Origin of the sequence: Janthinobacterium sp. SUN211 (assembly GCF_030587315.1) — a bacterium.
Classification (GTDB): Bacteria; Pseudomonadota; Gammaproteobacteria; order Burkholderiales; family Burkholderiaceae_D; genus Janthinobacterium; species Janthinobacterium kumbetense.
The window spans coordinates 77,889-104,224 of the sequence record NZ_JAPWIC010000003.1; the positions used below are offsets into that span (position 1 = coordinate 77,889).

The following is a 26,336-nucleotide window of genomic DNA, read 5'->3' on the forward strand; positions in this document are numbered from 1 at the left end:
GGCGGCGCGCAGATACTCCTAGTACAATAGGGAAAAACTCCATACAGGCATCAAAGTGGCCCCGGCCCTGGCATTACGCCACTTTGCCCCCACATGTGATGCAGCCCCACCGACACTCCGAATCACCTACCGCAGAGATCCCATACCGCATGAGCACATTTGAAAAAGTCAGCAGCAACTTCATTCCAGTCTTGCAGGCAACCATCGAGCAATATGTTGAGCCAGCAACGGGCATGCGCCATATCCACATGCATACCGAGCAGGCTGAGATGGTGTTCCTGGTGGCCTTTCCCACTGTGCCGGAAGTGAGCGACGGGCGCGCCCACATCCTCGAGCACCTGGCCTTGTGCGGCTCGGCCCGCTACCCGGTGCGCGACCCCTTCTTCTCGATGCTGCGCCGCTCGACGGCCACCTTCATGAATGCGATGACCTACCCGGACCGCACCGTGTACCCGTTCGCCAGCACCGACCGCAAGGATTTCTTCAACCTGCTTGACGTCTACCTGGACGCGGCTTTCTTCCCGAATCTCGATTACCTGAATTTCCGCCAGGAAGGCTGGCGCCACGCGTTCGAAGGCGACAAGCTGGTGTACCAGGGCATCGTCTTCAATGAAATGAAGGGCGCCTTCAACAGCCCCATGCGCGCACTCGACAGCGGCATCGCCAGCGCCTTGCTCAAGGGCACGACATATGAAGTGGAATCGGGCGGCGATCCGCTGGTGATCCCCGAACTGACGCATGCCATGCTGAAGGAATTCCACGCCAGCCACTATCACCCTTCGCAAGCCGTGATCATGACCGCCGGCAATATCGAAGCGTCGGCCGTGCAAGAGCAGGTGGCCGAACGCGTGCTGTCCAAGCTCAGCGGCTTCAGCCCGCGCCGCCTGCCGCAACTGGCGCCCGCGTGGACGGCGCCGCAGGAAAACGTGGTGAAAATTCCATCGCAGGAAGCGCGCGACGATGAATTCGGCCTGCAATTCGCCTGGCTGATGGGCGAGTCGAGCGATCCCATCGCCTACTACCACGCGCATTTGCTGTCGCACGGCTTGCTGGGCGAATCGTCGGCGCCCGTCATGCGCGCCATGGAATCGGCCGGCTATGGCCGCCCGTCGGACATGAACGGCCGCGACGCGGGCATCCGCCAGATGGTGTTCCACATCGGCATGGAAGGCTTGACGCAGGAACAGATCGCCGATGCGCACCAGCGCATCTGGACGGCCCTGGAAGAGACGGCGCAAGAGGGCATTCCCGCCGCCGTGCTGCACGCGGCCTTGCGCGATATCAAATACAGCCAGCGCGAAATCAGCAGCGGCCGCATGCCTTACGGCCTGGGCCGCCTGCTGCACGCCTTGCCGCTGGCCATGTATGACGGCAACGTCATGGATGCCTTCGACAATGCGGACATCCTGGAAACCCTGGAACAGCAGATCGAAGACCCGGAATTCTTCAAGCAGCTGGTGCGCGAGCTGATCGCCAATCCAACCCGTCTGACCACGCACGTGGTGCCCGACAGCGCCTACTTCACGGACCGCGCCGCGCAGGAAGACGCCACGCTGGCGGCCCTGCAAGCGAAGCTGACGGACGCCGAGCGCGAGCACATCATCGCCGAGTCCGCCGCGCTGGAAGCGCATCAGCAACTGCCGTCGAATTCGGAAGTCTTGCCGCGCATCCGCCCCGGCGACGTCAGCGCGCTGCCGCGTCCGGCACTGCCGATTCCTGCCGCCGTCGACGGCGCCGTGGCGTTCAGCATTGCCTCGAATGGCATCAGCTATGCCAACGTGCTGTACGACGTGTCGGGCTTGCCGGAAGCGTCGTGGCCCTGGATGCGTCTGTACACGGACCTGGCGCCGGAACTGGGCGTGGGCGACATGTCGTTCGACGACGCCAGCGCCTGGCGCCAGAGCATGGTGCCATCGTTCCACATCGGCCTGGAAGCCATTCCCCGCCCGCAACAGGCGATGCGCGTGGAATTGTCGTTCTCGGCCAGCGGCTTGCGCGAAGAACACGCGGCGATCGCCGCCGTGCTGTCGGCCTGGATCGCCAAGCCCCGCTTCGATGAAGAAGAGCGCCTGGCTTTCCTGATCGAAAGCCTGGTGCAAGACAAATTGAGCAGCCTGTCCGAATCGGGCAACCGCTACGCCATGCTGGCCGCGGCGGCACCGCTGTCGCCCACGCGCCGCTTCGACGACATCGTCGGCGGCCCGGCGGCCTTGCCGTTCTACCGCCGTTTGCAGCAGCTGAGCAAGACCTCCGAAGGCTTGCAGGAAATCGCGCGCGAGCTCGACACCCTGCACGCGCACATCATCGCCCAGCAGCCGACCGTGCTGTGCGCCGGCCTGGAGCAGGATGGCATCACCCTGGCCCGCTTGCTGGAATTGCCGGCAGCCAACACGGATGCCGCCGTAGCGACGGAAACGCCAGCGCCGGCAGCCTTGCCGCTGGCCAACACGGCCCTGCATGCGACGAGCCAGATCAACCATTGCTTCGTGTCCTGGGCCGTGCCTGGCGTACACAATCCGGACGCGTCTGCCCTGGCCGTCGCCGCCGAACTGATGACCAACCAGGTGCTGCATACGGCCCTGCGCGAAAAAGGCGGCGCGTATGGCGGCAGCGCCAGCTATGCGGCCGGCGCCGGCACGTTTACCCTCAGTTCCTACCGCGATCCGCGCCTGGCCGGCACGTACGCCGACTTCGGCACGACCCTGGATCAAATCCTCGACGGCGATTTCTCGCAGGAACAAGTGGAAGAGGCCATCATCTGCGTCATCAAGGGCCTCGACAAGCCCCATTCGCCGTACGCGGAAGCGCTGACGGCGTGGAACATGCAGCAGCGCGGCACGACGGAAGCCGTGCGCCAGCAATTCCGCACGGGCGTATTGACCTGCACCCTGAGCCAGATCAAGGAAGTCACGCGCACCTGGCTGAAAAACGGCCAGCAGAGCCGCGCCGCGTTTGCGGGCAACACGACGCAAGACCTGGCCGGCCTGGACGTGGTCGATCTGCTGGCGCTGGCCAGCTAAGGCGTGGGCTTAACAAGTGTTTTGACTTGGCTGTTGCAACGCCTGACAAAACCGTAGCGAGCGGCAGTGATTTGTGGCCGAGAAGCGCAACCGTACTCTAGTACGGTGAGCATCGCCGGCCGCAAAGCGCGACGCGCAGTAGGTTTGGTCAGGCGTTTCCAGGTACGGCGTTCGGCTCCATGAACATCAACTCCCATTGATGTCCATCCAGGTCCTGGAAACTGTGGCCATACATGAAGCCGAAATCCATCGGCTCCTTGTAGATGCTGCCGCCCGCCTGGACGGCCTTCGCCACCAGCGCATCGACTTCGCCGCGGCTCTCGGCCGACAGGCACACGAGCACTTCCGTCGCCACCTTGGTATCGCACAGCTGCTTGGGCGTAAATTGCTTGAATTTATCGTGCGTCAACAGCATCACGAAAATGTCGTCGGCGACGATCATGCACGTTGCCGTTTCATCGGTGAAATGGGCATTGAAACTGAAACCCAGCGCCGTGAAAAACGCCACGGAGCGTTCCAGCGACTGGACGGGCAGATTGACAAATATTTTGCGGGCCATCATGTCTCCTTCAGGTGAGATGAAAAATGCTGCCCGCCGATTCTACACCGGCTTTTTACGCGCCAGCGCGTCCCACGGTCTTCGGCACGTAGCCGAAATAGCGGCTGAACGCAGCGCTGAAATTGGACGGATGGCGATAACCGGTTTGCCAGCCCGCCTGCGCCACCTGGCAACCATTTTCCAGCAGTAACTTTGCCCGCTGCATGCGCAGCGCCAGCAAGGTGCGCTGCGGACTGTCGTTGTAGCGGTAGCGCCATCCCTGCTTGAGCTTGAACAAGCTCAGGCCCGCTTGCGCGCACAGGTAATCGAGCGTCAGGTCTTGCGCCATCTGCTCCTGCATCAGCGCATGGACGCGCTCCAGCTTGATCATCTCGGCCTCGGACCAGCGCGGGATGGAAGCGGGCGCGGGCGCCGGCCGCAGCGCCCGCAACTGTTCCGCCAGGACACTGAGCACGCCGATATGCACGGCCAGCGGATCCGTCGCGCGCAGCAGCGCCCGCGCCTGCAAAGCGGACGCCGCCGTGGTGGCCGCATGCGCCAGCTGGCGCGCGCCACCGTGGGGCAGCAGGGATGCCAGGCCTTCCGGCCAGTAGCGCGCCAGCGCGTCTTCATCGACCAGCACGCGCAATTGCGCCGCCCGCTGATTCGCCTCGAAACGGCGCTCGCCGCTGACGTGCTGAAACGCCGTCACCGTCGTATGGCCGGCCCGGAAACGCAATTGTTCGCCATCACGCGTCGTGTAGCCGGACACGCCTTCCAGGCCGATGGTGATCACCATGCCGCCCGCATCGTCATGCTTCGATTGCTCGACGAGCGCAAGGCGCGGACGGTAATCGGAATGCACGAGCAGCAAGCCCTGGTCGACCTGGCGCTGGTCCGCGCGGCACTCGCCCATCCCGGGGTCCAGCTGGCGCCGCGTCCAGCCTGCCGCTTCCCTGTCCTGTTCCCTCATCGCTCCCCCCTGTTTTCCCGCGCGCCGTCGCGCATACGAAATGCGCCGTGTCGCATACAAATGCAAATGATAATTATTCTCATTGTTGCATAAAATAGGTGCTCTTGCCCACCTCACCGAAAGGAAGCACCATGCCATTCACCACACAACACGCCTTGCAACCGTATTGGGACCTGGCCGTCGCGCCCGTCCAGGCCGATGGACTGGCCGCCGCCCTGGAACTGGGCATTTTCGAACTGCTGGCCACGCCGCACACGCCGGCGCAGCTGGCCGACGCCCTGTCGCTGCACGCGCCGCACACGGCGCTGCTGCTGGAATTACTCTGGAGCATGCAGGTGCTGGAACGCGATGCGGCCGATGCTGATGCGCGGCGCTACCGCTGCACGGCCGCCACCTTGCAGTATTTCTGCCGCGACTCCGAGGCCTTTTGCGGCGACGCCTGGCTGTACCGGCTGCATGCGCTGCGCCATTTCGCCACCCAGCTGAGTACGCTGGTGCGCGAGGGCGGCAAGGCCGCGCCCTACAGCACGGCAAGTGGCATCAACTGGGCCATTGCCGCGCAGCAGCAGATTGGCCAGGAACAACGCGCCGTCACCATGCGCGCAGCCCTGTCCGTGATGCAGCGCATCGCCCCGTTTGCAGACGGCCACACGCCGCTGCGCCTGCTCGACCTGGGCGGCGGACCGGGCTGGGTTGCCATTGCGCTGGCGCAAGCCCATGCGGGCTTGCACGGCGGCGTCTTCGACTGGCCGGAAACGGTGGCCGTGGCGGCCGCGAACATCGCCCATGCGCAACTGTCTGACCGCCTGGAGACTGTGGGCGGCGACCTGGCCAGCGACGATATCGGCAGCGGCTACGACCTCATCTGGTGCTCGTCCGTGCTGCACTTCGTGCCCGACATGGCGGCGGCCTTGCGCAAGATCCATGCGGCGTTGACACCCGGTGGCGTCTTCGTTTGCGTGCAGGCGGAAATCGCCCCGGCAGCCGGCGACGCGGCGCGCGTGCTGCCGTATTACTTGCCGATGCGCATGCTGGGCCGCACGGTAACCCAGCAGGGAGAATTGGCGCAGCTGCTGCGCGACACGGGCTGGCGGCAAGTGGAGCAATACAGCGCCAGCGATTTCCCCATGGCGCCCGTGCAGGTGCTGATTGCGCGCACTTGAATTTCAGGCGTTTTCAATCGCCCCATTCTGCAGCGATTCGATGATCAGGCCAGCCAGCCGCTCGACGGGCGGTCTGGGCACGCTGGAGGCGCGCAGCAATTCCAGCGACAGCGGGGGCAGGGCGGGCAAGCCCGCCGCCACGTGATCGAGCGCGCAGACGGAAGACGGCAAGCCCAGGCTGGTGCGCACCGTCACGCCCAGCCCGGCGGCGGCCGCCGCCCACAGTCCCGCCAGGCTGGGACTGGTAAACGCCGTGCGCCAGGCGATGCCGGCATGGTCCAGCGCTTGCGTGGCGCAGCGCTGGAACAGGCAGTCGCGGTCGAAGGTAATGAGCGGCAAGGGCTCGCCCGATTCGGGCTGCCAGGCCAGGCTGGATGAGGCGATCCAGCGCATTGCCGGCTCGGCAATATGCTGGCGCTGCGGCAGCGGATACTCGGCCACGTCGGCGATGCAGGCGCCGCCCCACAGCAGGGCCAGGTCCAGCTGGCCCATGGCCAGCCCTTGCATCAGGGCCGTGTTGCGCGCCACGTGCGCCTCGATGCGCACTTTCGGATGCGCGCGGGCAAAGCGTCCCAGCACGTCGGGCAGCAAGGCTTCACCGAAATCCTCCTGCAAACCGAGCCGTATCCAGCCTTCCAGTTCCGCGCCGCGCAAGGCGACGGCCGCCTCGTCGTTCAGTTCCAGCAAGCGGCGTGCATAGCCGAGCAAGACTTCGCCGGCCGGCGTCAGCGCCAGGCCCCGTCCATCCTTGCGGAACAGGGGCATGCCCGCCTGCTCCTCGAGTTTTTTCAGCTGCGCGCTGACGGCCGAGGTGGAGCGGCCCACCTTGTCGGCCGCGCGGGCAAAGCTGCCCAGTTCGATGCCAGCCACATAGCTGCGCAAGAAGGCGATGTCAAAATTCAGCAAGCTCATGGCGCAAATACAATCGTCCTGTTTTATGGGATGGTGACTGGTAAATTATCTGATATTCAGAACGATCGTACTGCGCAACACTGTCAGGGTCAACCACTTTCCCCTCCCTGCCATGACCACCAGCTGCCCAGCCGTTCCTGTTCCTGTCCCCGCCACCGCGCCCGCGCTGGGCGATGCCCACCGCTGGAAGGTGCTGGCCGTCGGCGTGGCGGCCAATGCCAGCTTTTCCGCCGCCGCCAACGGCATGCCCACGACGGCCATCTGGCTGCGCAGCGGCTATCACCTGAGCAATACGCAACTGGGGGTGGCGCTGGGCGCCATGGGCCTGGGCGTGGCCCTGACAGAATTGCCATGGGGCATGGCCACCGACCGCTGGGGCGACCGCCCCGTGCTGCTGACGGGCTTGCTGGGCACCATGCTGGCCCTATTGACCTTGCTGCTGTGGATCACACCCGCTGACGGCGCCGTGCCGCCGTTATGGGCGCTGGCGGCCGGGCTGGCGCTGGTCGGCGTGCTGGGCGGCAGCGTGAATGGCGCCAGCGGGCGCGCCGTGATGCGCTGGTTCGGCGCGGGCGAACGGGGTTTCGCCATGAGCATCCGCCAGACGGCCGTGCCGCTCGGCGGCGGCCTGGGCGCCCTCGTCCTGCCCAGCCTGGCGTCACGTTACGGCTTCATGCCCGTGTTTGGCGCCCTGGCCCTCGTATGCGGCCTGTCGGCGTTTTTTACGTGGCGATGGATGCATGAGCCCGATTTCTCTGCCGAGGCCGCCACGGGGCCGCAAAACGCGTCCACGGGCCTGATGGGGGTCAAGCCGCCTCCGCCGCTGCAAGGTCCACTCAAAAACCGCAAAGTCTGGCGCATGGTGGCCGCCATCGGCTTGCTGTGCGTGCCCCAGTTTGCCGTGCTCAGCTACGCCACCGTGTTTCTGCACGACCATGGCCGCCTGGGTCTGGCCGCCATCACGGCCGTGATGGTGGCCCTGCAGGCGGGCACCATGGTGATGCGCATCTGGAGCGGACGCCACACGGACCGCCACGCGAACCGGCCCGCCTATCTGCGCGGCTCGGCCCTGGTGGCGCTGGCGTCGTTCATTGTGCTGGGATGCATCGCCTGGCTGCAGGCGCCGGGCTGGCTGCTGATGGCCGCCGTGGTGGCCGCCGGCATCGCCGTGTCCGCCTGGCACGGCGTGGCCTACACGGAGCTGGCGACGGAAGCGGGCGACGCCAACGCGGGCACGGCCCTGGGCATGGCGAACACGGCCGTGTATGTAGGCCTGTTCCTCACGCCGATCGCCATCCCGCACTTGCTGGCGGCCAGCAACTGGCCCGTCGTGTGGTGGGCGGCGGGGCTGGTCGCGCTGATGACCTGGCCGCTGTTTCCGAAAGACTAGGGCAACGTCCTGATCCGATAAACGCAGCGCATGGCGTTCGCCAGCACATGCTGCTCGCGCACGATGGTCGCGCCCGGCCCCACCACTTCCTGGAACAGCTGCAATTCGGAACGGCAAAAACCCTGGCAAGTGCGCGCGGCGGCGCAGATGGGGCAGTGGTCTTCGATCAGCAGCCAGTCGTCGCCATCCGCTTCCACGCGCGCCATATAACCCTCTTCATCGCGCACGGCCGCCAGCTGCTGCAAGCGCGTGGGCAAGTCCGGCGCCGAGCACGCCAGCGCATACGCGCTGCGGCTTTCCTCTTCGCGCTGCGTGATCAGTTTATCCAGGCCCGCTTCGCCGAACAGCTGGCGCACGGAACCGATCAGCTTGATCGTCAGCTGCGCATGCGTGTCGGGAAAGCGCGCATTGCCTGCCTCCGTCAAGACCCAGTTCTGGCGCGGCCGCCCGGCGCCCGCCTGCGCTTCCTGGCGCCCCTCGATGAGGCCCGCCGCCACCAGCTTCTGCACTTGCTGGCGCGCCGCCTCGCCCGTCATGTCCAGGGTCTTGGCCAGGGTCGCCGTGGAGACGGGTCCCTTGGTCTTGATGAAATACAGGATGCGCTCCGTCGTTTGCGGCACCTCTTGATTATCCAAACGTTTACTTGTGTAATTCATTTCACTCAACTATCATGGGGCCAGTTAACCAACTAATTGCTTGCATAATAGGCCGGTAGCTCCCCGCTGTCGAGGAGTTTCCACGTCCGCATGCCGGCAAGGTACTCTTTTGACAGGATTTTCCCATGCAACTGTCTCACTCGATCTGGCTGTTTCACGCCATCCTCGCCACCGGCCTGGCCCTCTGGCTCACCCTGGCCGCCCTCAACAACCTGCACGCCTTCCACGGCGCCGTCTGGGCCATCGGCAACACCATGCGCATGGACCCGCTGCGCCAGGACCCGACCATCCAGACGCCGCTGCTGCGCCGCGCGCTCACGTCCCTGGTCTTGCACCGCCTGAGCCTGTTGACGGTGCTGGCGCTGCAACTGCTGGCCGCCATCGCCGCCTGGACGGGCGTGGCGCTGTTGCTCGGCGCTTCCCTGACGCAAGCGTTGCCCTGGCTGAACCTGGCCCTGTGCGCCATGGCCGCCTTCCTGCTGCTGATGCACCTGGGCGGCCTGTGGTTCGGTTACTGGATCGCCCAGGAAAGCTTGCAGACGACGCACCTGGTGCTGCTGCTGTGGACCCTGGGTTTGTTCTTCCTCTTCAACGCGCAGCGGACCTGACCAGCCTCCGCTGCGCCTCTTCTTCTTTCTCCCTTTCAATGCAGTAAAGGACTTCATCATGAATACGAAACTCGTCGGCGTTTCCGCGCTGGCCATCGCCCTGGCCGTCGCGGGCGCCGCGCTGTACCCGCGCGCCAACTCGCATGCGGCCGATGCCGCCGCCTACCCCGCCACGAAGGTGGCGCTGGTTCCCGTCGTGCTGGGCACGCAGGAGCGCTTTTTTGCGGGCGTGGGCGAACTGGAAGCGGCGCGCCAGGTGCAGGTGGCGGCCGAAACAGGCGGGCGCGTCACGCAGATCCGCTTCGAATCTGGCCAGAGCGTGGCCGCCGGCGCCGTGCTGGTACAGCTCAATGACGCCCAGGAACAGGCAATGCTGCTGCGCCAGCGCGCACAGCTGAAAAACGCGGAAAGCAGCCATGCCCGCACGGTGCAGATGGTCAGGGAAAAGGCCGCCACGCAGGAGCAGCTCGATGCGGCGCTGGCCGCGCGCGACGCGGCCCTGGGCGACGTGCGCCAGACGGAAGCGCTGATCGCGCAAAAGACCATCCGCGCGCCATTCGCCGGGCAGCTGGGCATCCGCAAGGTGCACGCGGGCCAGTACCTGGACGCGGCCGACACGGTGGCCAGCCTGATCGACACGAAGGCCTTGCTGGTGAACTTCGCCCTCGATGAGCAGAGCAGCGCGAATCTGGCGCCGGGACAGGCCGTGCAAGTGCTGGTGGACGCCTATCCGAATGAAATCTTCACGGCGAAGATCAACGCCATCGACCCGCTGGTCGCCCGCTCGCGCATGGTGCAGGTGCAGGCGGCATTGAGCAATCCCAGCGGTGCGCTGAAAGCGGGCATGTATGCGAACGTGCGCGTGGCCCGCGAGGCTGGCCAACAACTGACGGTGCCGGAAACGGCCGTGACCTACAGCGCGTATGGCGATACGGTGTTTGTGGCGCAGCAGGAAGGAAAACAGCCGCTCACCGTCAAGCGCGTGGGCGTCAAACTGGGCGAGCGGGCCGGGGGCCGCGTGGCCATTCTCGACGGCTTGCGCGAAGGGCAGCGCGTGGTCGCCTCGGGCCAGCTGAAACTGGCCGACGGCATGGCCGTGCAGGCCGTGGCCAATACCCTGGACGAGGCGAAACGCGCCGCGCCCAAGGCCGGTTCTTGAGGAAAGGCCAGCACCATGAAATTTACCGATTTATTCGTGCGCCGCCCCGTGCTGGCGCTGGTGATCAGCACCTTGATTCTGATGCTGGGCGTGATCGCCATCCTGCAGCTGCCGATCCGCCAATACCCGATGCTCGAATCGTCCACCATCACCGTCACGACCAACTATCCGGGCGCATCGGCGGAACTGATGCAGGGTTTCGTGACGCAACCCATCGCGCAAGCCGTATCGTCGGTGGAAGGCATCGATTACCTGACGTCGTCGTCGGTGCAGGGCAGCAGCACCGTCACCGTGCGCATGGAATTGAACCGCGATTCCACGCAAGCGTTGACGGAAGTCATGGCCAAGGTCAACCAGGTCCGCTATAAATTACCGGAAGGCGCTTTTGACCCCGTGATCGAGCGCGCGGCCGGCGATTCCTCGGCCGTGGCGTACGTCGGCTTTGCCAGCGAGAGCGTGTCCGCGCCCGCGCTGACGGATTACCTGGCGCGCGTGGTGCAGCCCATGTTCGCCACCATCGACGGCGTGGCGAAAGTCGACGTGTATGGCGGCCAGCAGTTGGCCATGCGCTTGTGGATCGACCCGGCCAAGCTGGCCGCGCGCGGCTTGACGGCAGCCGACGTGGCCGACGCCGTGCGGCGCAATAACTACCAGGCGGCGCCCGGCAAAGTGAAGGGACAATTCGTCGTCGCGAACATCAGCGTCAACACGGACCTGACCAGCGTGGCGGAGTTCCGCGACATGGTCATCCGCAAGGGCGGCGATGAAAAGGATAGCGCCGCCCTCGTGCGTTTGAAAGACGTGGGCACGGTGGAACTGGGCGCGGCCGCCACGGAGACGAGCGGCATCATGGACGGCGTGCCGGCCGTGTACCTGGGCCTGTCGCCCACGCCCGGCGGCAACCCGCTGGTGATCGTCGACGGCATCAAGAAGCTGCTGCCGGAAATCCAGAAAACCCTGCCGCCGGGCGTGAAAGTCGAGCTGGCGTTCGAGACGGCGCGCTTCATCCAGTCGTCCATCGACGAGGTGGCGCACACCCTGCTCGAAGCGCTGCTCATCGTCGTCATCGTCATCTACCTGTGCATGGGTTCCCTGCGCTCCGTGCTGATTCCCGTCGTGACGATCCCGCTGTCGATGCTGGGCGCGGCGGCGCTGATGCTGGCCTTCGGCTTCAGCATCAATTTACTGACCCTGCTGGCGATGGTGCTGGCCGTGGGCCTGGTGGTCGACGACGCCATCGTGGTGGTGGAAAACGTGCACCGGCATATCGAGGAAGGCAAGACGCCCGTGGCGGCCGCCCTGGTGGGCGCGCGCGAAGTGGCCGGCCCCGTCATCGCCATGACCATCACCCTGGCGGCCGTGTATGCGCCGATCGGCATGATGGGCGGATTGACGGGCGCGCTGTTCAAGGAATTCGCGCTGACTTTGGCCGGTGCCGTGGTGGTGTCGGGCGTGGTGGCGCTGACCTTATCTCCCGTGATGAGTTCCCTGCTGCTGCAGCCGAAACAATCGGAAGGACGCATGGCGCGCGCCGCCGAGCATTTCTTCGAAGGCCTCACCAGCCGCTATGCGCGCCTGCTGGACCGCTCGCTGCACCACCGCTGGCTGAGCGCCGGTTTCGCCGCGCTGGTGATGGTCAGTCTGCCGTTTTTGTACCTGCTGCCGCAGCGCGAACTGGCGCCGGCGGAAGACCAGGCCAGCGTCTTGACGGCGATCAAGGCGCCGCAGCATGCCAACCTCGATTACGTGGAACGCTTTTCGTACAAGCTCGATGAGATCTACAAAAATATCCCCGAAACGGACTCGCGCTGGATCATCAATGGCGGCGAAGGCCCGGCATCGAGCATCGGCGGCATCAACCTGACGCCGTGGGCCGAACGTTCGCGCAATGCGGCCGTCATCCAGGCCGAATTGCAGCACGCCGTGGGTGACGTGGAAGGCACCAGCATCTTCGCCTTCCAGCTGGCGCCCTTGCCGGGATCGAGCGGCGGCTTGCCCGTGCAAATGGTGCTGCGCAGCGCGCAGGATTACGCCACCCTGTTCCGCACGATGGAAGACGTCAAGCAGCGCGCGCGCGACAGCGGCCTGTTTGCCGTCGTCGACAGCGACCTCGATTACAACAACCCCGTCGTCAAGGTGCGCGTGGACCGCTCCAAGGCGAACAGCCTGGGCATCCGCATGCAGGACATCGGCGAATCGCTGGCCGTGCTGGTGGGCGAGAACTACCTGAACCGCTTCGGCATGGATGGCCGCGCCTACGACGTCATCGCGCAAAGCCCGCGCGAACAACGCTTGACGGCGCAAGCCCTGACGCAGCAGTACGTGCGCGCCGACGATGGCAGCCTGCTGCCCCTGTCCGCCGTCGTCTCGGTGACGGAACAGATCGAGCCGAACATGCTGACCCAATTCAACCAGCAAAATGCGGCCACCTTCCAGGGCGTGCCGGCGCCGGGCGTGACCCTGGGCGACGCCGTCGCCTTCCTCGACGGCGTGGCGAAAACCCTGCCGCCGGGTTTCAGCTACGACTGGCAATCGGACGCGCGCCAATTCGCCACGGAAGGCAATGCGCTGCTGCTGGCCTTCCTGGCGGCCGTCGTCGTGATTTACCTGGTGCTGGCGGCGCAGTATGAAAGCCTGACGGACCCTTTGATCATCCTGATCACGGTGCCGCTGTCGATTTGCGGCGCGCTGATCCCGCTGGCGCTGGGCTACGCCACCGTCAACATCTACACGCAGATCGGCCTCGTGACCCTGATCGGCTTGATCAGCAAGCACGGGATCTTGATGGTGGAATTTGCCAATGAATTGCAGGTGCATGAACGGCTGGACCGCCTCAGCGCCATCCGCAAGGCGGCCCAAATCCGCTTGCGTCCGATCCTGATGACGACGGCGGCCATGGTGGTGGGCCTGGTGCCGCTGCTGTTCGCGTCCGGCGCGGGCGCCAACAGCCGTTTCGGCCTGGGCGTGGTGATCGTTTCGGGCATGTTGATCGGTACCTTCTTTACCCTGTTCGTGCTGCCCACCGTGTACACCTTTCTGGCCCGCCGCCACACGGCCGACCATGCCACGCCGCGCGCGCGCGATCTGTCGCACGCGCCGAAGGAAGCCCCATGAAAAATTACCGCTATCTCGTCTCCCTTTTCCCCGTGCTGGCCGGCTGCGCCGTCAGCCCCGCCTACGTCACGCCGGGCACGCCCGCCATCGCCCTGGCCAGTCCGCAGCAGGCGCAGTTTGCGCCAGGTCAAACGGCTGCCAGCGAGGCCGCCTGGTGGACGTTTTTCGACGATGCGCGCCTGTCGCGGCTGATCGCCAGCGCGTTGACCCACAACCTCGATATCGCGCAAGCGCAAGCGAATCTGCTGGCCGCGCGCGCCACCTTCGACGAGCGCCGCCTCGACGAACTGCCCGCCGTCACGGGCCAGGCGGGGTGGCAGCGCAGCGTGCAGCAAGACACCCCCGATAGTCGCGCCGCCGGCACGAGCACGCGCGTGGGTTTCGATGCGCAGTGGGAGATCGACCTGTTCGGCCGCCTCGCGCATATCAGCCGCTCGGCGCAGGCGCGCGCCGACGCGGCGCAGGCCGATTTGCGGCAAGTGCAGCTGACGATCGCCGCCGAAGTGGCGCGCAATTACTACGAGGCGCTGGGCTACCAGCAAAACCTGGCGCTGACGCAGGCGCAAGTGCAAAGCTGGCGCGACACCATCGCCCTGATCGATGCGCGCATCCGCGCCGGCAGCGGCTTGCCGGAAGAGCGCCACAACGCGCTGGCCAACCTGGCGCGCAGCGAGGCGGCCTTGCCGCCGTTGCAGGCCGGCTTGCGCCAGGCGCAGTACCGGCTCGATGTGCTGAGCGGCCAAGCGCCGGGCGCCATCGCGCTGGCGACCACACCGCGGCAGCAGGCGCCGCTGGCCGGCCAGTTGCCGCTGGGCGACGTGAACCGCCTGATCAAGCAGCGTCCCGACGTGGTGCGCGCCGAGCGCCTGCTGGCCGCTTCCAGCGAAGACGTGGGGGCGGCAACAGCGGACCTGTATCCGCGCCTCAGCCTGGGCGGCTTTTTGGGCTTCTTTGCGCTGCGCGGCAGCGGCGTATTCGACGGCGGCGCGCGCGCCTTCGACGTGGCGCCTTCCGTCAGCTATCCGGCCTTCCGCCTGGGCAGCGTCAAGGCGCGCTTGCGCGGTACGCAGGCCGAAGCGCAAGGCGCGCTGGCGCGCTATGCGCAAACGATGCTATTGGCGCAGGAAGAGGTGGAAAACGCCGTTACGCAGCTGGCGGAAAACCAGACGCGATTGGCCTCGCTGCTGGAATCGGCGCGCCACGGCAATGCGGCCCTCGGCATCGCCAGCACGCGCTATGCGGGCGGTGCCGGCAGCTACCAGGCCGTGCTGGAAAACCAGCGCACCTTGTACGATATCCGGCGCGAAGCGCTGCTGGCGGAAACTGCGTCCTACATCGATGCGATTGCCCTGTACAAGGCGCTGGGATGGGGGCACACTATGTGATCTTTTTAGCTCGGAAAGGCACGCGATGTTCACGCAAGGCAGCTGGCTCAATCCACCGGAAAACTGGTCCGCCGACGGCGCGCAATTGCGCGTGACGACGGACACAAATACGGATTTCTGGCGCAAGACTCACTATGGTTTTATCCGCGACAGCGGCCATTTTTTCGGCACGCAAATCGACGGCGATTTCACGGCGCAGCTGCACGTGGCGGCGCAGTACGCAGCGCTGTACGACCAGGCCGGCATGATGGTGCGCATCGACGAGCAAAACTGGATCAAGTGCGGCGTCGAATTTTCCGACGGCCAGCTCTTATTGAGCACGGTATTGACGCAGGACAAATCCGACTGGGCCGTCAGCAGCGCTCCCGCCATGCCGGACGGTTTCTGGCTGCGCGTGACGGTGGCGCAAGGCGCGATCCGCGTGCAGTATTCGACCGATGGCCAGCGCTGGCCGCTGCTGCGCCTGGCGCCATTTCCCGAGGCGGGCAGCTACCGCGTCGGCCCCATGTGCTGCACGCCGGAACGGGGTGGCCTGGAGGTGGTGTTCTCCCGGTTTTCCATCGGCCCGGCGCAGCAAAAAGACTTGCACGATTTGAGTTAAATCAAGCGGTCCACGTCTCGTGCAAATGGCGCCACAGCAGCGTTCCAGCCGGTGTCTTCTCATACACGACGGTCGACAGGCGCTCCGTGTTTTCTCCCCCCGGCAGCGATTGATGCTCGCGGTAAGTCACGCTGGCGCCGGCCGCGTTGTCCTGGATCAATGCCAGGTCGGAAATACGCATGATGAGGCCCGGACGGCTGCCGCCGGCGCCCTGGAAAAATGCCGTCAAGCCGGCATGATCGAGCTGCTTGCCGCCCGGTGACACCATCGTGAAACCGGGCGAGAAACGCGCGAGCAAATCGGCGCAATGTTCGGGCGCCGTGGCTACGCCGGAGAGCCATTCGCGGATCAGCACATGCGTGGATAACACGTCGTCAAAACAGGGGTTCGTTGTCTTCATTTTTTTGCTGCTCCATGGTGATGTAAAAGGTCGAGAACGGCGCGGTTGTCGATGCGCATGCACAACGCCAAAGGCAGCACGCACGCGCTGGCGGCCAGCGCAAAACACCAGTGAAAAACCTGCGCCGCGCGCAGGTGCTGGGCGGGGTCGTCCAGCGACGTAATTCCCTGCGCCGCCAGCAAGCCGTTGAGCAGTACGCTGAGCAGCGCCACGCCCAGGCAAAAGCCCAGCTGGCGGTTGATATTCCACACGGCGCTGGCCTGGCTCAGCTGCCCATCCGGCGTGCGCAGGAAGGCCGTGCTTTGCGCCGTGCTGCTGCACAAGCCGCCGCCAAAGCCCATCACGGCATACGCGCCGGCCAGCCAGAACAACTGGCCCGCCGCATCCACGCGCAGCAGCATCAGCATGCCCGCCGCCTGCAGCAACGCACCAGCGATGAACAAGGGTTGCGGCCCCACGCGGCGATAGCTTTTGCCCGTGAGCGAAATGGCCGCAAACGAGGCCAGCGCCCACGGCAGCATCAGCGCGCCCGCCGTCGACGCCGACATGCCCAGCACGCCCTGCAAATACAGCATGGCCAGCAGGCTCACGCCCATGAAGACGCCCGGCACCAGCAGGTACATCAGCATGGCAATGCGCAGCAGCGGTTCGGCGGCCAGGCGCAGGTTCAGCAGCGGCGTCGATTTGCGCAGTGCGCCGCGCACGTAGATCCAGGCGCAGGCGGCGCCCAGCGCCAGCACGCCGGCGCCGGCAAGCAGCTCGCCCGGCGTGCCCAGCATCGTCAAGCCCAGCAACAGCAAAAGGATGGCTGTGCTGCCCGCCACAAGGCCGCCCGTGTCGAGACGGGGCACTTGCGCGCGCGGCGGGTCCGGACGCAGCCAGCAGGCGGCCAGCAGCAGCGCCAGCGCGGCAAACGGCACGTTCAAGTAAAAAATCGCCCGCCACGACAGGCTGTCGACGATCACGCCGCCCAGCGCGGGCGACAGGGCGGGCGCCAGCAAGCCCACCAGCATGATGACGGACGACAGGCCGGGACGCTCGGCGGGTTGATACAGCTGGTAAGTCATGCTTTGCCCCAGCGGGATCAACAAGCCGCCGCCCAGGCCCTGCACGCAGCGCCAGGCGATCAGCGCCTCGATCGAGGGCGCCAGGCCGGCGCCGATGCTGGCGCATAAAAAAGTTAGCAACGATGCCATGAACACGGTTTTGCTGCCATAATAGGCAGCCAGCCAGGCGCTGGCGGGGATGACGATGGTCAAGCCAAGGATGTAGGCCGTGCTGATCCAGGCCAGCTGCGCCACCGAGGCGTGCAGGGCATGGCCGATGTCGGGATAGGCGACGCTGGTGATGAACATGTTGATCAGGTCGACGAAAAACCCCAGCAGATAGATGGCCGCGACCTTTTTGCGATAGTCCATGGTGCTCCGAATGGCAAACGGCCAGCTTAAGCTTTCATCGCCATTTGCGTAACGGGCCAGCCCCGATTACACTGTCAAAGAAATTTTGACAAACTCCCGCAACCCGCATGTATCCTCATATTTATTTATGATCAGTCTTGACCGTTTGGGTATTTTTATCGCCATCGTCGACGCCGGCTCGCTCACGGCTGCCGCCGCCGTGCTGGGCCAGAGCAAGGCCGTCGTCAGTTTTAACTTGAAACAGCTGGAAGCGGAGCTGGGCGTGTCGCTGCTGACGCGCAGCACGCGCAGCCTGGCGCTGACCGACGTGGGACGGCGCTTTTACGAGGATTGCCAGCGCGTGCTCAGCGAAGCCCAGGGCGCCATCGAGACGGCACGCCAGGGGCACCAGGGCTTGCGCGGCACCCTGCGCCTGACCACCACCGTCGAGTACGGCAGCCGCACGGTGATCCCCGCGCTGATCGCCTTTGCCGCCGCCCATCCGCAGCTGCAGATCCAGCATTCCTCGTCGTCCTCGCATGAAGACCTGATCTCGGGCGGCTACGACCTGGCCATCCGCATGGGTTCCCTCAACGATTCGAGCTACCGCGCCGCGCTGATCGAGCCGTATGCGATCTGGCCCGTCGCCTCGCCCGCCTACCTGGCCAGCCTGCCCGGCCGGGACATCGCCACCTTGCCCGACTTGCAGCGCGCGCGCTGGCTGGCGCACAGCCGCCTCGCTACGCCCCTGCGCTGGGACGTGCACACGCCCGACGGTGCCGCCGTCTTCGTCGCGCAGGACGACGCCGCCATCCATTCCGACTCCGCCTCGGCCCTGCTGGGCTTTGCCCTGGGCGGCTGCGGCGTGGCCCTGCTGCCGCAATGGCAGGTGGAAGGGGACGTGCGCGCGGGACGTCTGCACCGCCTGCTGCCCGACGTCGTCTTCCCGGAACAGGGCGTGTATGCCGTGTATCCGAACACCCAGCATATTGCGGAAAAAGTGCGCGCGTTTATCGACTTCTTGCGCGCGTTCGTGGGCACGCCCGCCTGAGGTTTCACGTGGCGCCACGGCGCCCATGTCACGTCGTCAATACTTGTTGAATACAATGATTTCCAAAGGGCAAACGAGCGCCCATTTCGCTTTTCACGGCCTACACTGGAAGGACGTTGTTCACCGATTGGAGACCATCATGGCACATACATTGGCAGCAGTTTTCGCCGTGCGCGACATGGCCGAGCGCGCCCGGCACGACCTGATCACGGCGGGCTTTCCCGGCGCCAACATCCGCCTGCACGATGCGGGCAGTGACGACTTTTCCGCCACGGAAAACATCCGCCGCGACGACAGCGACAGCCTGCTCGACAGCGTCAAGCATTTCTTCACGGACCTGTTCGGCAGCCACGCCGACCGCCACATCTATGCGGAAGCCGTGCGGCGCGGGCATGTCGTGCTGACACTGGAAGGGGCGAGCGATGCCGATATCCAGCGCGCCACCGACCTCGTCGAGCGCTATGCGCCGCTCGACATCGATGCGCACGCCGAGCACTGGCGCACCGGCGGCTGGCAGGGCGCGCCGCAAGACGACGGCGCGCGGCGCCAGGGCGCCAGCATGCAGCAGGGCGCGTCGGCCGGCAACCTGAACGAGACGGCAGCATCGCAGCAATTTGCGGGCGGCATGGCGCCGCCGTCATCCGGCACGGGCGCCAACGCGCGCCGCTACCCCAGCGCCGACAACCTGCCGGGCACCAGCTACGACGACGAACAGTACTACCGCAACCACTGGAGCGCCACCTATGTCGCCACCGGCGCGCGCTTCGAGGACTACGATCCCGCCTACCGCTATGGCCATTCGATGGCGAACAGCGACAGCTACCGGGGCCGCCCGTGGGATGAGGTGGAAGCGGAGCTGCGTTCCACGTGGGAGCACACGTATCCGCAATCGGCGTGGGACAACTTCAAGGCGGCCATCAAACATGGCTGGGAGCGCATCACGTCCTGACGCGCGGCGAGGGGATGGCTCTGTCAGCGCCCCTCGTGCGTGAGCTTGAGGAAGTGGTTCAGGATGTGGAAGTGGTCTTCGAAGAACTGCTCTTCCATGGCCGGCAGGGCGCTCACCGGCACCCACTGCGCCAGCGCCGCATCGTCGGCCGCCGTCACGGCCGGCAGCTGGCGCGTCTTCAAGTCAAAATAATGCGCATGCGTGATGGTGCGCCCCCGCTGGCTGCGGTCCGGATGGTCGAATACGGCCACGCCGACCAGCGCCTCGACCAGGGTGGGCGCCAGCACGCCCAGCTGGGTTTCTTCCGCCAGTTCGCGCAGGGCGCCCTGCAGCAGGCGTTCGCGCGGCTCCAGGAAGCCGCCGGGCAGCGCCCACAAGCCCTTGCCCGGATAGCCGCCGCGGCGCACCAGCAAGACGTGGCCGCCCGTCTGCACCAGCGCGTCCACGGTGGTGAAGATGGGCGGATACGGCGCCACGCGCCAGCGCGCCTTGTACGCTTCGATGGCGCGGTATTCCTGCACCAGCGGCGCGTACCACGGCAACAAGGTCCACGCCTTCAGATACTGGCCGATGGCCGCCGGCAGCAGCTGCGCCACGGCGCTCAGCGACACGTCCACGTCTTCCGCCTCGAACAGCACGTTGCGGATCGCCGTCGCGCCGATGGGCGCACCGGGATCGATCTCCAGGTTGAGCAGCTGCCAGTGCGGGAAGTGGTGCAGGTAGTAACTGGTGGCATCCTTGAAACAGGCCACCAGGGTGACGCGCTGCACCGCGGGCACGGCGCCCGCCACGGCGCGCCGCACGGCATCGGCCCACAGGCCATCGTCGTAGTAATCGCGCACGGCCACGTAATGCACGCGCGCGCGCTGCGCCTCGGGCAGGGTGGCGGCGATCATGGCGGCCCGCTCCTGCCACGTAAACGGGTTCTTCGGGCTGCGCGCATGGAAGGCGGAACCGAGCACCACCACGACGCTGGCGGCGGTGGCCAGCGCCTTTTGCAGCAAGCCCGCATGGCCATTGTGAAAAGGCTGGAAGCGGCCGATCAGGATGGCCGCGTCGGCAGGATAGGATGAGCTCATGCGTCGTCTCCGGTGGGGTAGTGGGCGGCGATCGGCAATTGACGCCCGCTGCCAAAGGCGCGCGAACGCACGCGGATGATGGGCGCCGCCTGGCGCCGTTTGTATTCATTGCGGGCGACCATGCCGAGGATGCGCGTCACCAGTGCGCGGCCCTCGTCCGTCTCGCGCAGCTGGTCGACCAGGGTCAAGGCTTGCGCGCTTTCTTGCGCCGGCAGGCGACGTCCCTCGATATGCCATTTCAAGATTTCATCGAGCACGGGATAGGGCGGCAAACTGTCGGTGTCGCGCTGGCCCGGCGCCAGTTCCGCCGACGGGGGCTTGTCGAGCACGGCGACGGGGATCAGTTCGCTTCCGGCGCTGGCGTTGAGGTGGCGCGACAGGGCGAATACCTCCGTTTTATACAGGTCGCCGATCAATCCCAGTCCCCCGTTCGTGTCGCCATACAGGGTGCAGTAACCCACCGAGATTTCGCTCTTGTTGCCGGTGGTGAGCAGCAGGGCGCCGAAAGCGTTCGAGTATTCCATCAGGATGGTGCCGCGCACCCGCGCCTGCAGGTTTTCCAGCGGCAGCCCCTGCAGCTTGCCGTCGAAGGCTTGCGCATAGCCCGCTTCGTATTGCGCCACGATGTCGCGGATGGCATGCGTGTGCAGGACAATGCCCAGGTTGGCGCACAGGGCGACGGAATCGGTGACGGAGCCGGCGCTGGAAAACACGGACGGCATCGTGATGCCCACCACGTTGTCCGCGCCCAGGGCTTCGACGGCCAGGGCCAGGGTCAGCGCCGAATCGATGCCGCCCGAGCAGCCGACGACGACTTTCGTAAAGCGGCAGCGGCGCGCATAGTCGCGCAAACCGAGCACGATCTGGCGCCGCGCAAATTCCACGGCGGGGATGCCGTCCGGGTCGGGCACGGGAAACGCCGCGCCGTCCGTGCGCGTAAAACGGCCGTCGGCAAAGCGCAGCAATGCATCATCCTCGACGAAGCGGGCCGCCTCGAATTGCACGCCGAGGGTGGGGGACATGGCGAACGAGGCGCCGTCGAACACGAGTTGATCCTGGCCACCCACCTGGTTGACGAAGAGCAAAGGCAAGTTCACGCGCGCGCAGGCGGCGCCGAACACGGCATGGCGCTGCGCGCGCTTGCCGATGTCGGAGGGGCTGGCGTTGATGCTGACGACCAGGTCGGGCCGCGCCGCGTGCAGGGCGTCGAACGGGTTGACGGCGTAGGCGCGGCCATCGTCGTTCCAGCCATCCTCGCAAATCATGAAACCGACCTTGCAGCCGGCGATATCGAGGGTGCAGGCGCCGGGCGGACCCGGCTCGAAATGGCGCCCCTCGTCGAAGATGCCATACGTCGGCAGCAGCTGCTTGTAGTATTCGGCCACGATGCGCCCGTCGCGGATTGCCAGCATGGCGTTGTACAGGGGCTTGCCGACGCCGGGATTGGGCCGCGCCGTGCCGATGACGGTGACCAGCGCCGGCCAGCGCGTGGACGCTTGCAGCAGCTGATCCAGCGCCTGCTGCATGTCGCGCAAGAAGGCGGCGTCCTCGAACAGGTCGCCCGGGTAATACGCGCACAGCGACAACTCGGGGCACACGAGCAGGTCGGCGCCATCGCTGCTGGCGCGGCCCATGCGCGCGATGATGGCGGCACAATTGGCGTCGAAGTCGCCCACGGTGGGATTCATCTGGGCGAGGGCGATGGTCAGCATGGCGATCCTTCATTGGTTACGCTTGAAACCACTATCCTGCCTGAAAAATTTTCTGAGCGTACTGATGCAATCGTGCAAGCCTGCCGATCAGGGGGCTACAAGGTCTTGAGCCAGGCCCGCAAGCGCGTGCGCGCATTCGCATAGGGCGACGCCGTATTGAACTGGATCATGCGTCCCATCGTGTAATGCGTGTACCAGGGCTGGCCATACAATTGCGCATCGTCATGGCTTTCAATCAGCGCCAGCAGCTGGTCTTTCGCCTGTGCCAGGCGCTGCAGCAAGTCGTCCATATTCAAGTCAGCATAGTCGGCATAGAAGCGCTGCGCCAGTTTTCCCAGAGCGTTCCACGTGAAACCTTCGGCGGGAAAGGCGATGTCCTCGATGCGTTTGCCGTCGCGCAGCTGCGCGTGCCAGTGCAAGACCAGCTCATTCCAGCCGACCAGATAGGCGAGCAAGTCGCACACGCTCATGCGCGTACCCGCCACTTGCCCTTCCAGCACGGGTTCCCGCGCCAGTGTGGACGGCACGCGCGCCAGCTCCTGCATCAACTTTGCATATGTGCTGTCGATGGCGGCTATCAGTGCCTGCTTGCTGTCCGGGATCGCCATCAGGCCGCCTTCACGACCGGCAAGCCGGCCGCCTGCCAATCGTCGTAGCCGCTGCCGAGACGGCGCGCGTGCAAGCCGTGCTGGCGCAGGGCAGCCACGGCTTGCACGGACAGCACGCAATACGGGCCGCGGCAATACGCGGCGATTTCTGCATTCTCCGGCAATTCGCCCAGGCGGCGCTCCAAGTCATCAAAGGGAATATTGACCGCACCGGGCAAGTGGCCGGCCGCAAATTCCTGCGCCGGCCGCACATCGAGCACGGTGATGCTGGCTTCGCGCATGCGTTCCAATAACTCGTCGCCCGTGATCGCTTCCACGTGGTCGCCCCGGCCCAGCGCCTGCAATTCGCTGCGCTGGTGCTGCGCATACACGTCCAGCGCGGCCAGCAGTTGCACGATGGGGCCGCTGCCCAGCCGGTACAGCACGCGCTTGCCGTCGCGCCGCGCCAGCACGAAACCGGCGCGCCGCAACTGCTGCAAATGCTGGGAGGTATTCGCCACGGACAGGCCCGTCAACTCCACCAATTGCTCCACCGCATACTCGCCGTGCACGATCTGCTCGAGCAGGCGCAGGCGCGGCGCGCTGCCTAAAATATGGGCAAATCCGGCGGAACCGGTGAGAAGTTCGATATCGGCATTTTTCATTGACACGATGCTAGCACCCTTATAACATTCAATCAATCAATTGAATGTTAGGAGCGGCAATGCAAATACTCTGGCTCGATGCGCTGGCGATCGGCGTGGGCGCGACGGCGGTGATGGATGTGTGGGCGGTGGCGTTAAAACGCTTCTGGTGCATTCCCTCGCTGAACTTTGCGATGGTGGGACGCTGGCTGGGCCATCTGCCGCGCGGCACCTTCACCCATGCCAACATCGCCCAGGCGGCGCCCGTGCGCGATGAAGCCATCCTGGGCTGGACGGCTCACTATGCGATCGGCGTGCTGTTTGCGGCCGTGCTGCTGGCGCTGGTGGGTGAGAGGTGGGTGCAAGCGCCGACGTTCGCGCCGGCCCTGCTGGCGGGCCTCGTGAGCGTGGCCGCGCCGTTTTGCATCTTGCAGCCTGGCATGGGCGCCGGCCTGGCCGCCAGCAAGACGCCGCATCCGACGGCCGCCCGCCTGCGCAGCCTGATGGCCCACACGGCGTTCGGCATCGGCCTGTACCTGGCAGCGCTGCTGTGGTCGACAGTCCGCTAGGACGTCAGCGGCGGCACGGGTGCGGGCGCCGGCGCGGCTGCCACCGCCGACATGGCCGGCGCCTCGGGCTGGGCCGGCACCGTGCTCAGCACCATCGTGCTGGGCTTGGCGATCGCGATATGCGCCGCGTCCAGGCGCTTGAGCAGTTCGAACAGCAGCGCGCTGCGGATGCCCGAGGTCAAACGCGGCGACGAGGCATAGCCGGTGGCGTTGAACAGCAACAAGCCATTGTCGATGCCGTCGAGCTGTACGCTGGGCGCCGGCGTGTCGAGCACGTCGGGATTGTCGACAAAGGTGGACAGGATCAGCGCGCGCGCCGCTTGCGCATCCGTGCCCAGCGGCAACGGCAGCTTGACTTGCACCAGGCCCAGCGGATTGGCCAGGGTGACGTTGCGCACCGTCTTGGTGATGAATTCCGAGTTCGGCACGATCACCGTCGAGCGGTCGCTCAGTTGAATTTCCGTGGCGCGCACGTTGATGCGGCGAATGTCGCCCTCCACGCCGCCGAGTGACACCCAGTCGCCCACTTTCACCGGACGTTCGGCCAATAAAATCAGGCCGGAGACGAAGTTCTGCACCACCGCCTGCAAGCCGAAGCCGATACCCACCGACAAGGCCGACGCCACCCACGCGATGCGTTCCAGGCCGATGCCGGCGGCCGACAGCGCCAGCGCCACGGCCAGCACGCCGCCGATGTAGCCAAACAGCGTGATGAACGACACTTGCATGCCGGAATCAAGGTTGGTGGTCGGCAAATAACTGTTTTGCAGCCAGCGCTTGAACAAGCCCAGCGCAACAAAACCGGCGAGCAGCACCAGCAGGGCCTGGATCAGCGCGGCAGGGCGGATCGCCACCTCGCCGATGGCCAGGCCATCCTGCAGCTTGCCGACCCGCTGGAACAGCTCGCCCGGCCCTTCGCCGAACGGCGCCAGCAGCAGCATCAGGGCCAGCAGCACGACGATGGCGCGGCCTATGCCCGACAGCAACACGGCCGCCTGGTCGCGCGCCTTGGGCGTGGCCAGCACGGGGTTGGCCACATCCGGCGGCGGCGGGGTGGAAGCCAGCAGCATGCAGATATCGTCGACCAGCACCGTCAGCAGATAGGTGCTGCACAGCACCACGATGACCCAGGCGATTTGCTTGGCGACAAAGCTGCCGAACGCCACATAGCCGACCAGCAAGCTGATGACGCTGGACGCCAGCGCCAGCCACAACAGCACCGTGACGCAGCGCAGCCACAGCGGCGTGACCAGGGTGGCGGGATCGGCCTCGCGCAACTGGCGCCAGCAGCGCTCGGCGCGCATCAAGCCGTAGGCGATGGTCGTGCTCATCACCAGGGCGACGATGCAGTTGACGGCCACGGCCGTCGACAGGCCCGCATTGATGACGATGGTGACCCGTTCCGTCGCCCACACGAGCACGACGATGAAGGAAAACATCGATGGAAAATTGCGCATGCGGTGCGCCAGCGCGTCGGGCAGGGGCAGCAAACGCCACGACACGCGCCGTGGCGACAGCAGCGCGTGGCCCAGTCCCGCCGTAAAACCGGCAAAACAGATGATGCCGATCAAGCTGCTGAGAAAAGTCGAGGTTTTGTCCGACAGGCCGCCCTCCCAGCGCAAGCCCATGGCCAGCAATTCCGCCACCAGTCCCGGCGTGGCCAGCGCCAGCACCAGCACGGCCAGCGCATGCAGCGAGCGGCGCAAGCGACCATGCGGCACGCGCGTGGCCGTCACCACCAGCAAGTAGCGCGAAGCCCAGACGCTGGCGCCGATCACGGCCACGATGGCGGCCAGCAAGCCGCCCCAGGCCGACCACGGCGTGGCGCTGGCCGCGTTCGCCAACTCCAGCTCCAGCGCCCGCAGGCGCTGCAAGTTCTGCGGCAATTCCGCATGCAGCTGTTTCCAGAAAGAACCAGCCAAAATCGACGCCGTGCGTTCGCCCAGGCGCGCCTGCAACTGCGCGCGGCGCACCGTCGACACCTGCTCCGACGCCTGCGTCGCTTCCACGGCCAGCAGGCGCGCCAGTTTCACCTGCGCATCGAGCGCGCTGCTGGTGCGGTCCAGCTGGCTGCGCTGCGCCGCCACATCGGGCGCATCTTTTACCCCCGCCGCCGGCTTGCCCAGCTCGGCCAGCCGCGCCTGCACGCTCGACAATGTCGGCGCGAGCGCGTCGGCCACCTTGTCCGCTTCGGTGCTGGCCGCCAGCGCATCGGCGCGCATCTGCGACAGGGTCGCGTCATCCAGATCGGCCTCGCCATCGAGCGCCTTCTGGATGCCGGTAATCTGCTTGCGCAAGCCGTCGAGGCGCTGGTCGGCCGTGGCGGCGTCATCGACGGGCTGCGACCAGGCGGGCGGCGCGGATAGCGAGCACGCCAGCAACAATGCCAGCAGGAAAGGGAAGAAACGGAGACGGAAAGAAGTCATGCG

General features: G+C 65.8%; 22 protein-coding genes. 11 read left to right on the top strand and 11 right to left on the bottom strand.

What is annotated here, in order from left to right; all coding sequences use genetic code 11:
- Positions 1-149: 149 nt before the first annotated feature.
- Positions 150-3,020: an insulinase family protein gene (locus tag O3301_RS11605; protein WP_305056436.1), complete on the top strand. Its 2,871-nt coding sequence runs from the start codon at positions 150-152 to the stop codon at positions 3,018-3,020.
- 148 nt (positions 3,021-3,168) lie between these two features.
- Here O3301_RS11605 and O3301_RS11610 read toward each other — a convergent pair whose 3' ends face one another.
- Together O3301_RS11610 and O3301_RS11615 are read right to left on the bottom strand one after the other, a co-directional pair.
- On the bottom strand, positions 3,169-3,579 hold the full coding sequence (locus O3301_RS11610; protein ID WP_099668299.1) for a VOC family protein: 411 nt from the start codon (positions 3,577-3,579) through the stop codon (positions 3,169-3,171).
- Positions 3,580-3,634: 55 nt separating this feature from the next.
- On the bottom strand, positions 3,635-4,531 hold the full coding sequence (locus O3301_RS11615; RefSeq protein WP_305056437.1) for an AraC family transcriptional regulator: 897 nt from the start codon (positions 4,529-4,531) through the stop codon (positions 3,635-3,637).
- Between the two features lie 131 nt (positions 4,532-4,662).
- Here O3301_RS11615 and O3301_RS11620 point away from each other — a divergent pair, with 131 nt between their 5' ends.
- The gene (locus tag O3301_RS11620; RefSeq protein ID WP_305056438.1) at positions 4,663-5,694 is read left to right on the top strand and encodes a class I SAM-dependent methyltransferase; all 1,032 of its coding nucleotides are present in this window, start codon (positions 4,663-4,665) and stop codon (positions 5,692-5,694) included.
- A 3-nt stretch (positions 5,695-5,697) separates the two neighbouring features.
- Here O3301_RS11620 and O3301_RS11625 read toward each other — a convergent pair whose 3' ends face one another.
- Positions 5,698-6,606 (bottom strand): LysR substrate-binding domain-containing protein, encoded by a 909-nt coding sequence (locus O3301_RS11625; protein WP_305056439.1) that lies wholly within the window; start codon positions 6,604-6,606, stop codon positions 5,698-5,700.
- Positions 6,607-6,718: 112 nt separating this feature from the next.
- Between O3301_RS11625 and O3301_RS11630 the strand changes: the two genes are divergently transcribed.
- Positions 6,719-7,996, top strand: a complete 1,278-nt coding sequence (locus tag O3301_RS11630) for an MFS transporter (protein ID WP_305056440.1) — start codon at positions 6,719-6,721, stop codon at positions 7,994-7,996.
- Here the strand turns inward: O3301_RS11630 and O3301_RS11635 are convergent.
- Complete coding sequence (locus O3301_RS11635; RefSeq protein ID WP_305056441.1) at positions 7,993-8,652, bottom strand: metalloregulator ArsR/SmtB family transcription factor; 660 nt, start codon at positions 8,650-8,652, stop codon at positions 7,993-7,995. The genes O3301_RS11630 and O3301_RS11635 overlap by 4 nt on opposite strands.
- 125 nt (positions 8,653-8,777) lie before the next feature.
- Here O3301_RS11635 and O3301_RS11640 point away from each other — a divergent pair, with 125 nt between their 5' ends.
- The 5 genes from O3301_RS11640 to O3301_RS11660 are packed head-to-tail and all read left to right on the top strand — an operon-like array spanning position 8,778 to position 15,519.
- Positions 8,778-9,260, top strand: a complete 483-nt coding sequence (locus tag O3301_RS11640) for a DUF2165 family protein (RefSeq protein WP_289912600.1) — start codon at positions 8,778-8,780, stop codon at positions 9,258-9,260.
- Between the two features lie 58 nt (positions 9,261-9,318).
- Positions 9,319-10,419 (top strand): efflux RND transporter periplasmic adaptor subunit, encoded by a 1,101-nt coding sequence (locus O3301_RS11645; protein ID WP_305056442.1) that lies wholly within the window; start codon positions 9,319-9,321, stop codon positions 10,417-10,419.
- A gap of 15 nt (positions 10,420-10,434) precedes the next feature.
- The gene (locus O3301_RS11650) at positions 10,435-13,533 is read left to right on the top strand and encodes a MexW/MexI family multidrug efflux RND transporter permease subunit (RefSeq protein WP_305056443.1); all 3,099 of its coding nucleotides are present in this window, start codon (positions 10,435-10,437) and stop codon (positions 13,531-13,533) included.
- On the top strand, positions 13,530-14,918 hold the full coding sequence (locus O3301_RS11655) for an efflux transporter outer membrane subunit (RefSeq protein WP_305056444.1): 1,389 nt from the start codon (positions 13,530-13,532) through the stop codon (positions 14,916-14,918). The genes O3301_RS11650 and O3301_RS11655 overlap by 4 nt, the downstream gene beginning before the upstream one ends.
- A gap of 25 nt (positions 14,919-14,943) precedes the next feature.
- On the top strand, positions 14,944-15,519 hold the full coding sequence (locus O3301_RS11660) for a DUF1349 domain-containing protein (protein ID WP_289906030.1): 576 nt from the start codon (positions 14,944-14,946) through the stop codon (positions 15,517-15,519).
- 1 nt (position 15,520) lies between these two features.
- On the opposite strand, the gene O3301_RS11665 is transcribed toward O3301_RS11660, so the two are convergent.
- On the bottom strand, positions 15,521-15,919 hold the full coding sequence (locus tag O3301_RS11665; RefSeq protein ID WP_305056445.1) for a DUF4440 domain-containing protein: 399 nt from the start codon (positions 15,917-15,919) through the stop codon (positions 15,521-15,523).
- Positions 15,916-17,337: an MFS transporter gene (locus O3301_RS11670; RefSeq protein ID WP_305056446.1), complete on the bottom strand. Its 1,422-nt coding sequence runs from the start codon at positions 17,335-17,337 to the stop codon at positions 15,916-15,918. The genes O3301_RS11665 and O3301_RS11670 overlap by 4 nt, the downstream gene beginning before the upstream one ends.
- Positions 17,338-17,464: 127 nt before the next feature.
- Between O3301_RS11670 and O3301_RS11675 the strand changes: the two genes are divergently transcribed.
- Together O3301_RS11675 and O3301_RS11680 are read left to right on the top strand one after the other, a co-directional pair.
- Complete coding sequence (locus tag O3301_RS11675; RefSeq protein WP_305056447.1) at positions 17,465-18,367, top strand: LysR family transcriptional regulator; 903 nt, start codon at positions 17,465-17,467, stop codon at positions 18,365-18,367.
- Between the two features lie 139 nt (positions 18,368-18,506).
- Positions 18,507-19,316, top strand: coding sequence for a hypothetical protein (locus O3301_RS11680; RefSeq protein ID WP_305056448.1), 810 nt, complete (start codon positions 18,507-18,509; stop codon positions 19,314-19,316).
- 23 nt (positions 19,317-19,339) lie between these two features.
- On the opposite strand, the gene O3301_RS11685 is transcribed toward O3301_RS11680, so the two are convergent.
- The 4 genes from O3301_RS11685 to O3301_RS11700 form a co-directional block, all read right to left on the bottom strand.
- Entirely contained in the window at positions 19,340-20,395 is a 1,056-nt protein-coding gene (locus O3301_RS11685; RefSeq protein WP_289918781.1) for a bifunctional nicotinamide-nucleotide adenylyltransferase/Nudix hydroxylase, read from the bottom strand.
- On the bottom strand, positions 20,392-22,107 hold the full coding sequence (locus O3301_RS11690) for an NAD+ synthase (protein WP_305056449.1): 1,716 nt from the start codon (positions 22,105-22,107) through the stop codon (positions 20,392-20,394). The genes O3301_RS11685 and O3301_RS11690 overlap by 4 nt, the downstream gene beginning before the upstream one ends.
- A 95-nt stretch (positions 22,108-22,202) precedes the next feature.
- Positions 22,203-22,715 (bottom strand): ClbS/DfsB family four-helix bundle protein, encoded by a 513-nt coding sequence (locus O3301_RS11695; protein ID WP_099665974.1) that lies wholly within the window; start codon positions 22,713-22,715, stop codon positions 22,203-22,205.
- A complete protein-coding gene (locus tag O3301_RS11700; protein WP_305056450.1) occupies positions 22,715-23,359 on the bottom strand; it encodes a metalloregulator ArsR/SmtB family transcription factor in 645 nt (214 codons plus the stop codon). Before O3301_RS11700 ends, O3301_RS11695 begins: the two co-directional genes overlap by 1 nt.
- 59 nt (positions 23,360-23,418) lie before the next feature.
- On the opposite strand from O3301_RS11700, the gene O3301_RS11705 reads away from it, so the two are divergent.
- Complete coding sequence (locus O3301_RS11705; RefSeq protein WP_289906022.1) at positions 23,419-23,907, top strand: DUF2938 domain-containing protein; 489 nt, start codon at positions 23,419-23,421, stop codon at positions 23,905-23,907.
- Here O3301_RS11705 and O3301_RS11710 read toward each other — a convergent pair.
- Entirely contained in the window at positions 23,904-26,333 is a 2,430-nt protein-coding gene (locus tag O3301_RS11710; protein WP_305056451.1) for a DUF3772 domain-containing protein, read from the bottom strand. The genes O3301_RS11705 and O3301_RS11710 overlap by 4 nt on opposite strands.
- Positions 26,334-26,336: the final 3 nt, after the last annotated feature.

What these genes read in the sequence shown, in the direction of transcription:
- O3301_RS11645 (WP_305056442.1), top strand. Translation starts at nt 9,319, where the DNA reads ATGAATACGAAACTCGTCGGCGTTTCCGCGCTGGCCATCGCCCTGGCC.
- O3301_RS11675 (WP_305056447.1), top strand. Translation starts at nt 17,465, where the DNA reads ATGATCAGTCTTGACCGTTTGGGTATTTTTATCGCCATCGTCGACGCC.
- O3301_RS11655 (WP_305056444.1), top strand. Translation starts at nt 13,530, where the DNA reads ATGAAAAATTACCGCTATCTCGTCTCCCTTTTCCCCGTGCTGGCCGGC.
- O3301_RS11615 (WP_305056437.1), bottom strand. Translation starts at nt 4,531, where the DNA reads ATGAGGGAACAGGACAGGGAAGCGGCAGGCTGGACGCGGCGCCAGCTG.
- O3301_RS11620 (WP_305056438.1), top strand. Translation starts at nt 4,663, where the DNA reads ATGCCATTCACCACACAACACGCCTTGCAACCGTATTGGGACCTGGCC.
- O3301_RS11700 (WP_305056450.1), bottom strand. Translation starts at nt 23,359, where the DNA reads ATGAAAAATGCCGATATCGAACTTCTCACCGGTTCCGCCGGATTTGCC.
- O3301_RS11690 (WP_305056449.1), bottom strand. Translation starts at nt 22,107, where the DNA reads ATGCTGACCATCGCCCTCGCCCAGATGAATCCCACCGTGGGCGACTTC.
- O3301_RS11650 (WP_305056443.1), top strand. Translation starts at nt 10,435, where the DNA reads ATGAAATTTACCGATTTATTCGTGCGCCGCCCCGTGCTGGCGCTGGTG.
- O3301_RS11710 (WP_305056451.1), bottom strand. Translation starts at nt 26,333, where the DNA reads ATGACTTCTTTCCGTCTCCGTTTCTTCCCTTTCCTGCTGGCATTGTTG.
- O3301_RS11635 (WP_305056441.1), bottom strand. Translation starts at nt 8,652, where the DNA reads ATGAATTACACAAGTAAACGTTTGGATAATCAAGAGGTGCCGCAAACG.
- O3301_RS11670 (WP_305056446.1), bottom strand. Translation starts at nt 17,337, where the DNA reads ATGGACTATCGCAAAAAGGTCGCGGCCATCTATCTGCTGGGGTTTTTC.
- O3301_RS11680 (WP_305056448.1), top strand. Translation starts at nt 18,507, where the DNA reads ATGGCACATACATTGGCAGCAGTTTTCGCCGTGCGCGACATGGCCGAG.
- O3301_RS11705 (WP_289906022.1), top strand. Translation starts at nt 23,419, where the DNA reads ATGCAAATACTCTGGCTCGATGCGCTGGCGATCGGCGTGGGCGCGACG.
- O3301_RS11660 (WP_289906030.1), top strand. Translation starts at nt 14,944, where the DNA reads ATGTTCACGCAAGGCAGCTGGCTCAATCCACCGGAAAACTGGTCCGCC.
- O3301_RS11685 (WP_289918781.1), bottom strand. Translation starts at nt 20,395, where the DNA reads ATGAGCTCATCCTATCCTGCCGACGCGGCCATCCTGATCGGCCGCTTC.
- O3301_RS11665 (WP_305056445.1), bottom strand. Translation starts at nt 15,919, where the DNA reads ATGAAGACAACGAACCCCTGTTTTGACGACGTGTTATCCACGCATGTG.
- O3301_RS11625 (WP_305056439.1), bottom strand. Translation starts at nt 6,606, where the DNA reads ATGAGCTTGCTGAATTTTGACATCGCCTTCTTGCGCAGCTATGTGGCT.
- O3301_RS11610 (WP_099668299.1), bottom strand. Translation starts at nt 3,579, where the DNA reads ATGGCCCGCAAAATATTTGTCAATCTGCCCGTCCAGTCGCTGGAACGC.
- O3301_RS11605 (WP_305056436.1), top strand. Translation starts at nt 150, where the DNA reads ATGAGCACATTTGAAAAAGTCAGCAGCAACTTCATTCCAGTCTTGCAG.
- O3301_RS11640 (WP_289912600.1), top strand. Translation starts at nt 8,778, where the DNA reads ATGCAACTGTCTCACTCGATCTGGCTGTTTCACGCCATCCTCGCCACC.
- O3301_RS11695 (WP_099665974.1), bottom strand. Translation starts at nt 22,715, where the DNA reads ATGGCGATCCCGGACAGCAAGCAGGCACTGATAGCCGCCATCGACAGC.
- O3301_RS11630 (WP_305056440.1), top strand. Translation starts at nt 6,719, where the DNA reads ATGACCACCAGCTGCCCAGCCGTTCCTGTTCCTGTCCCCGCCACCGCG.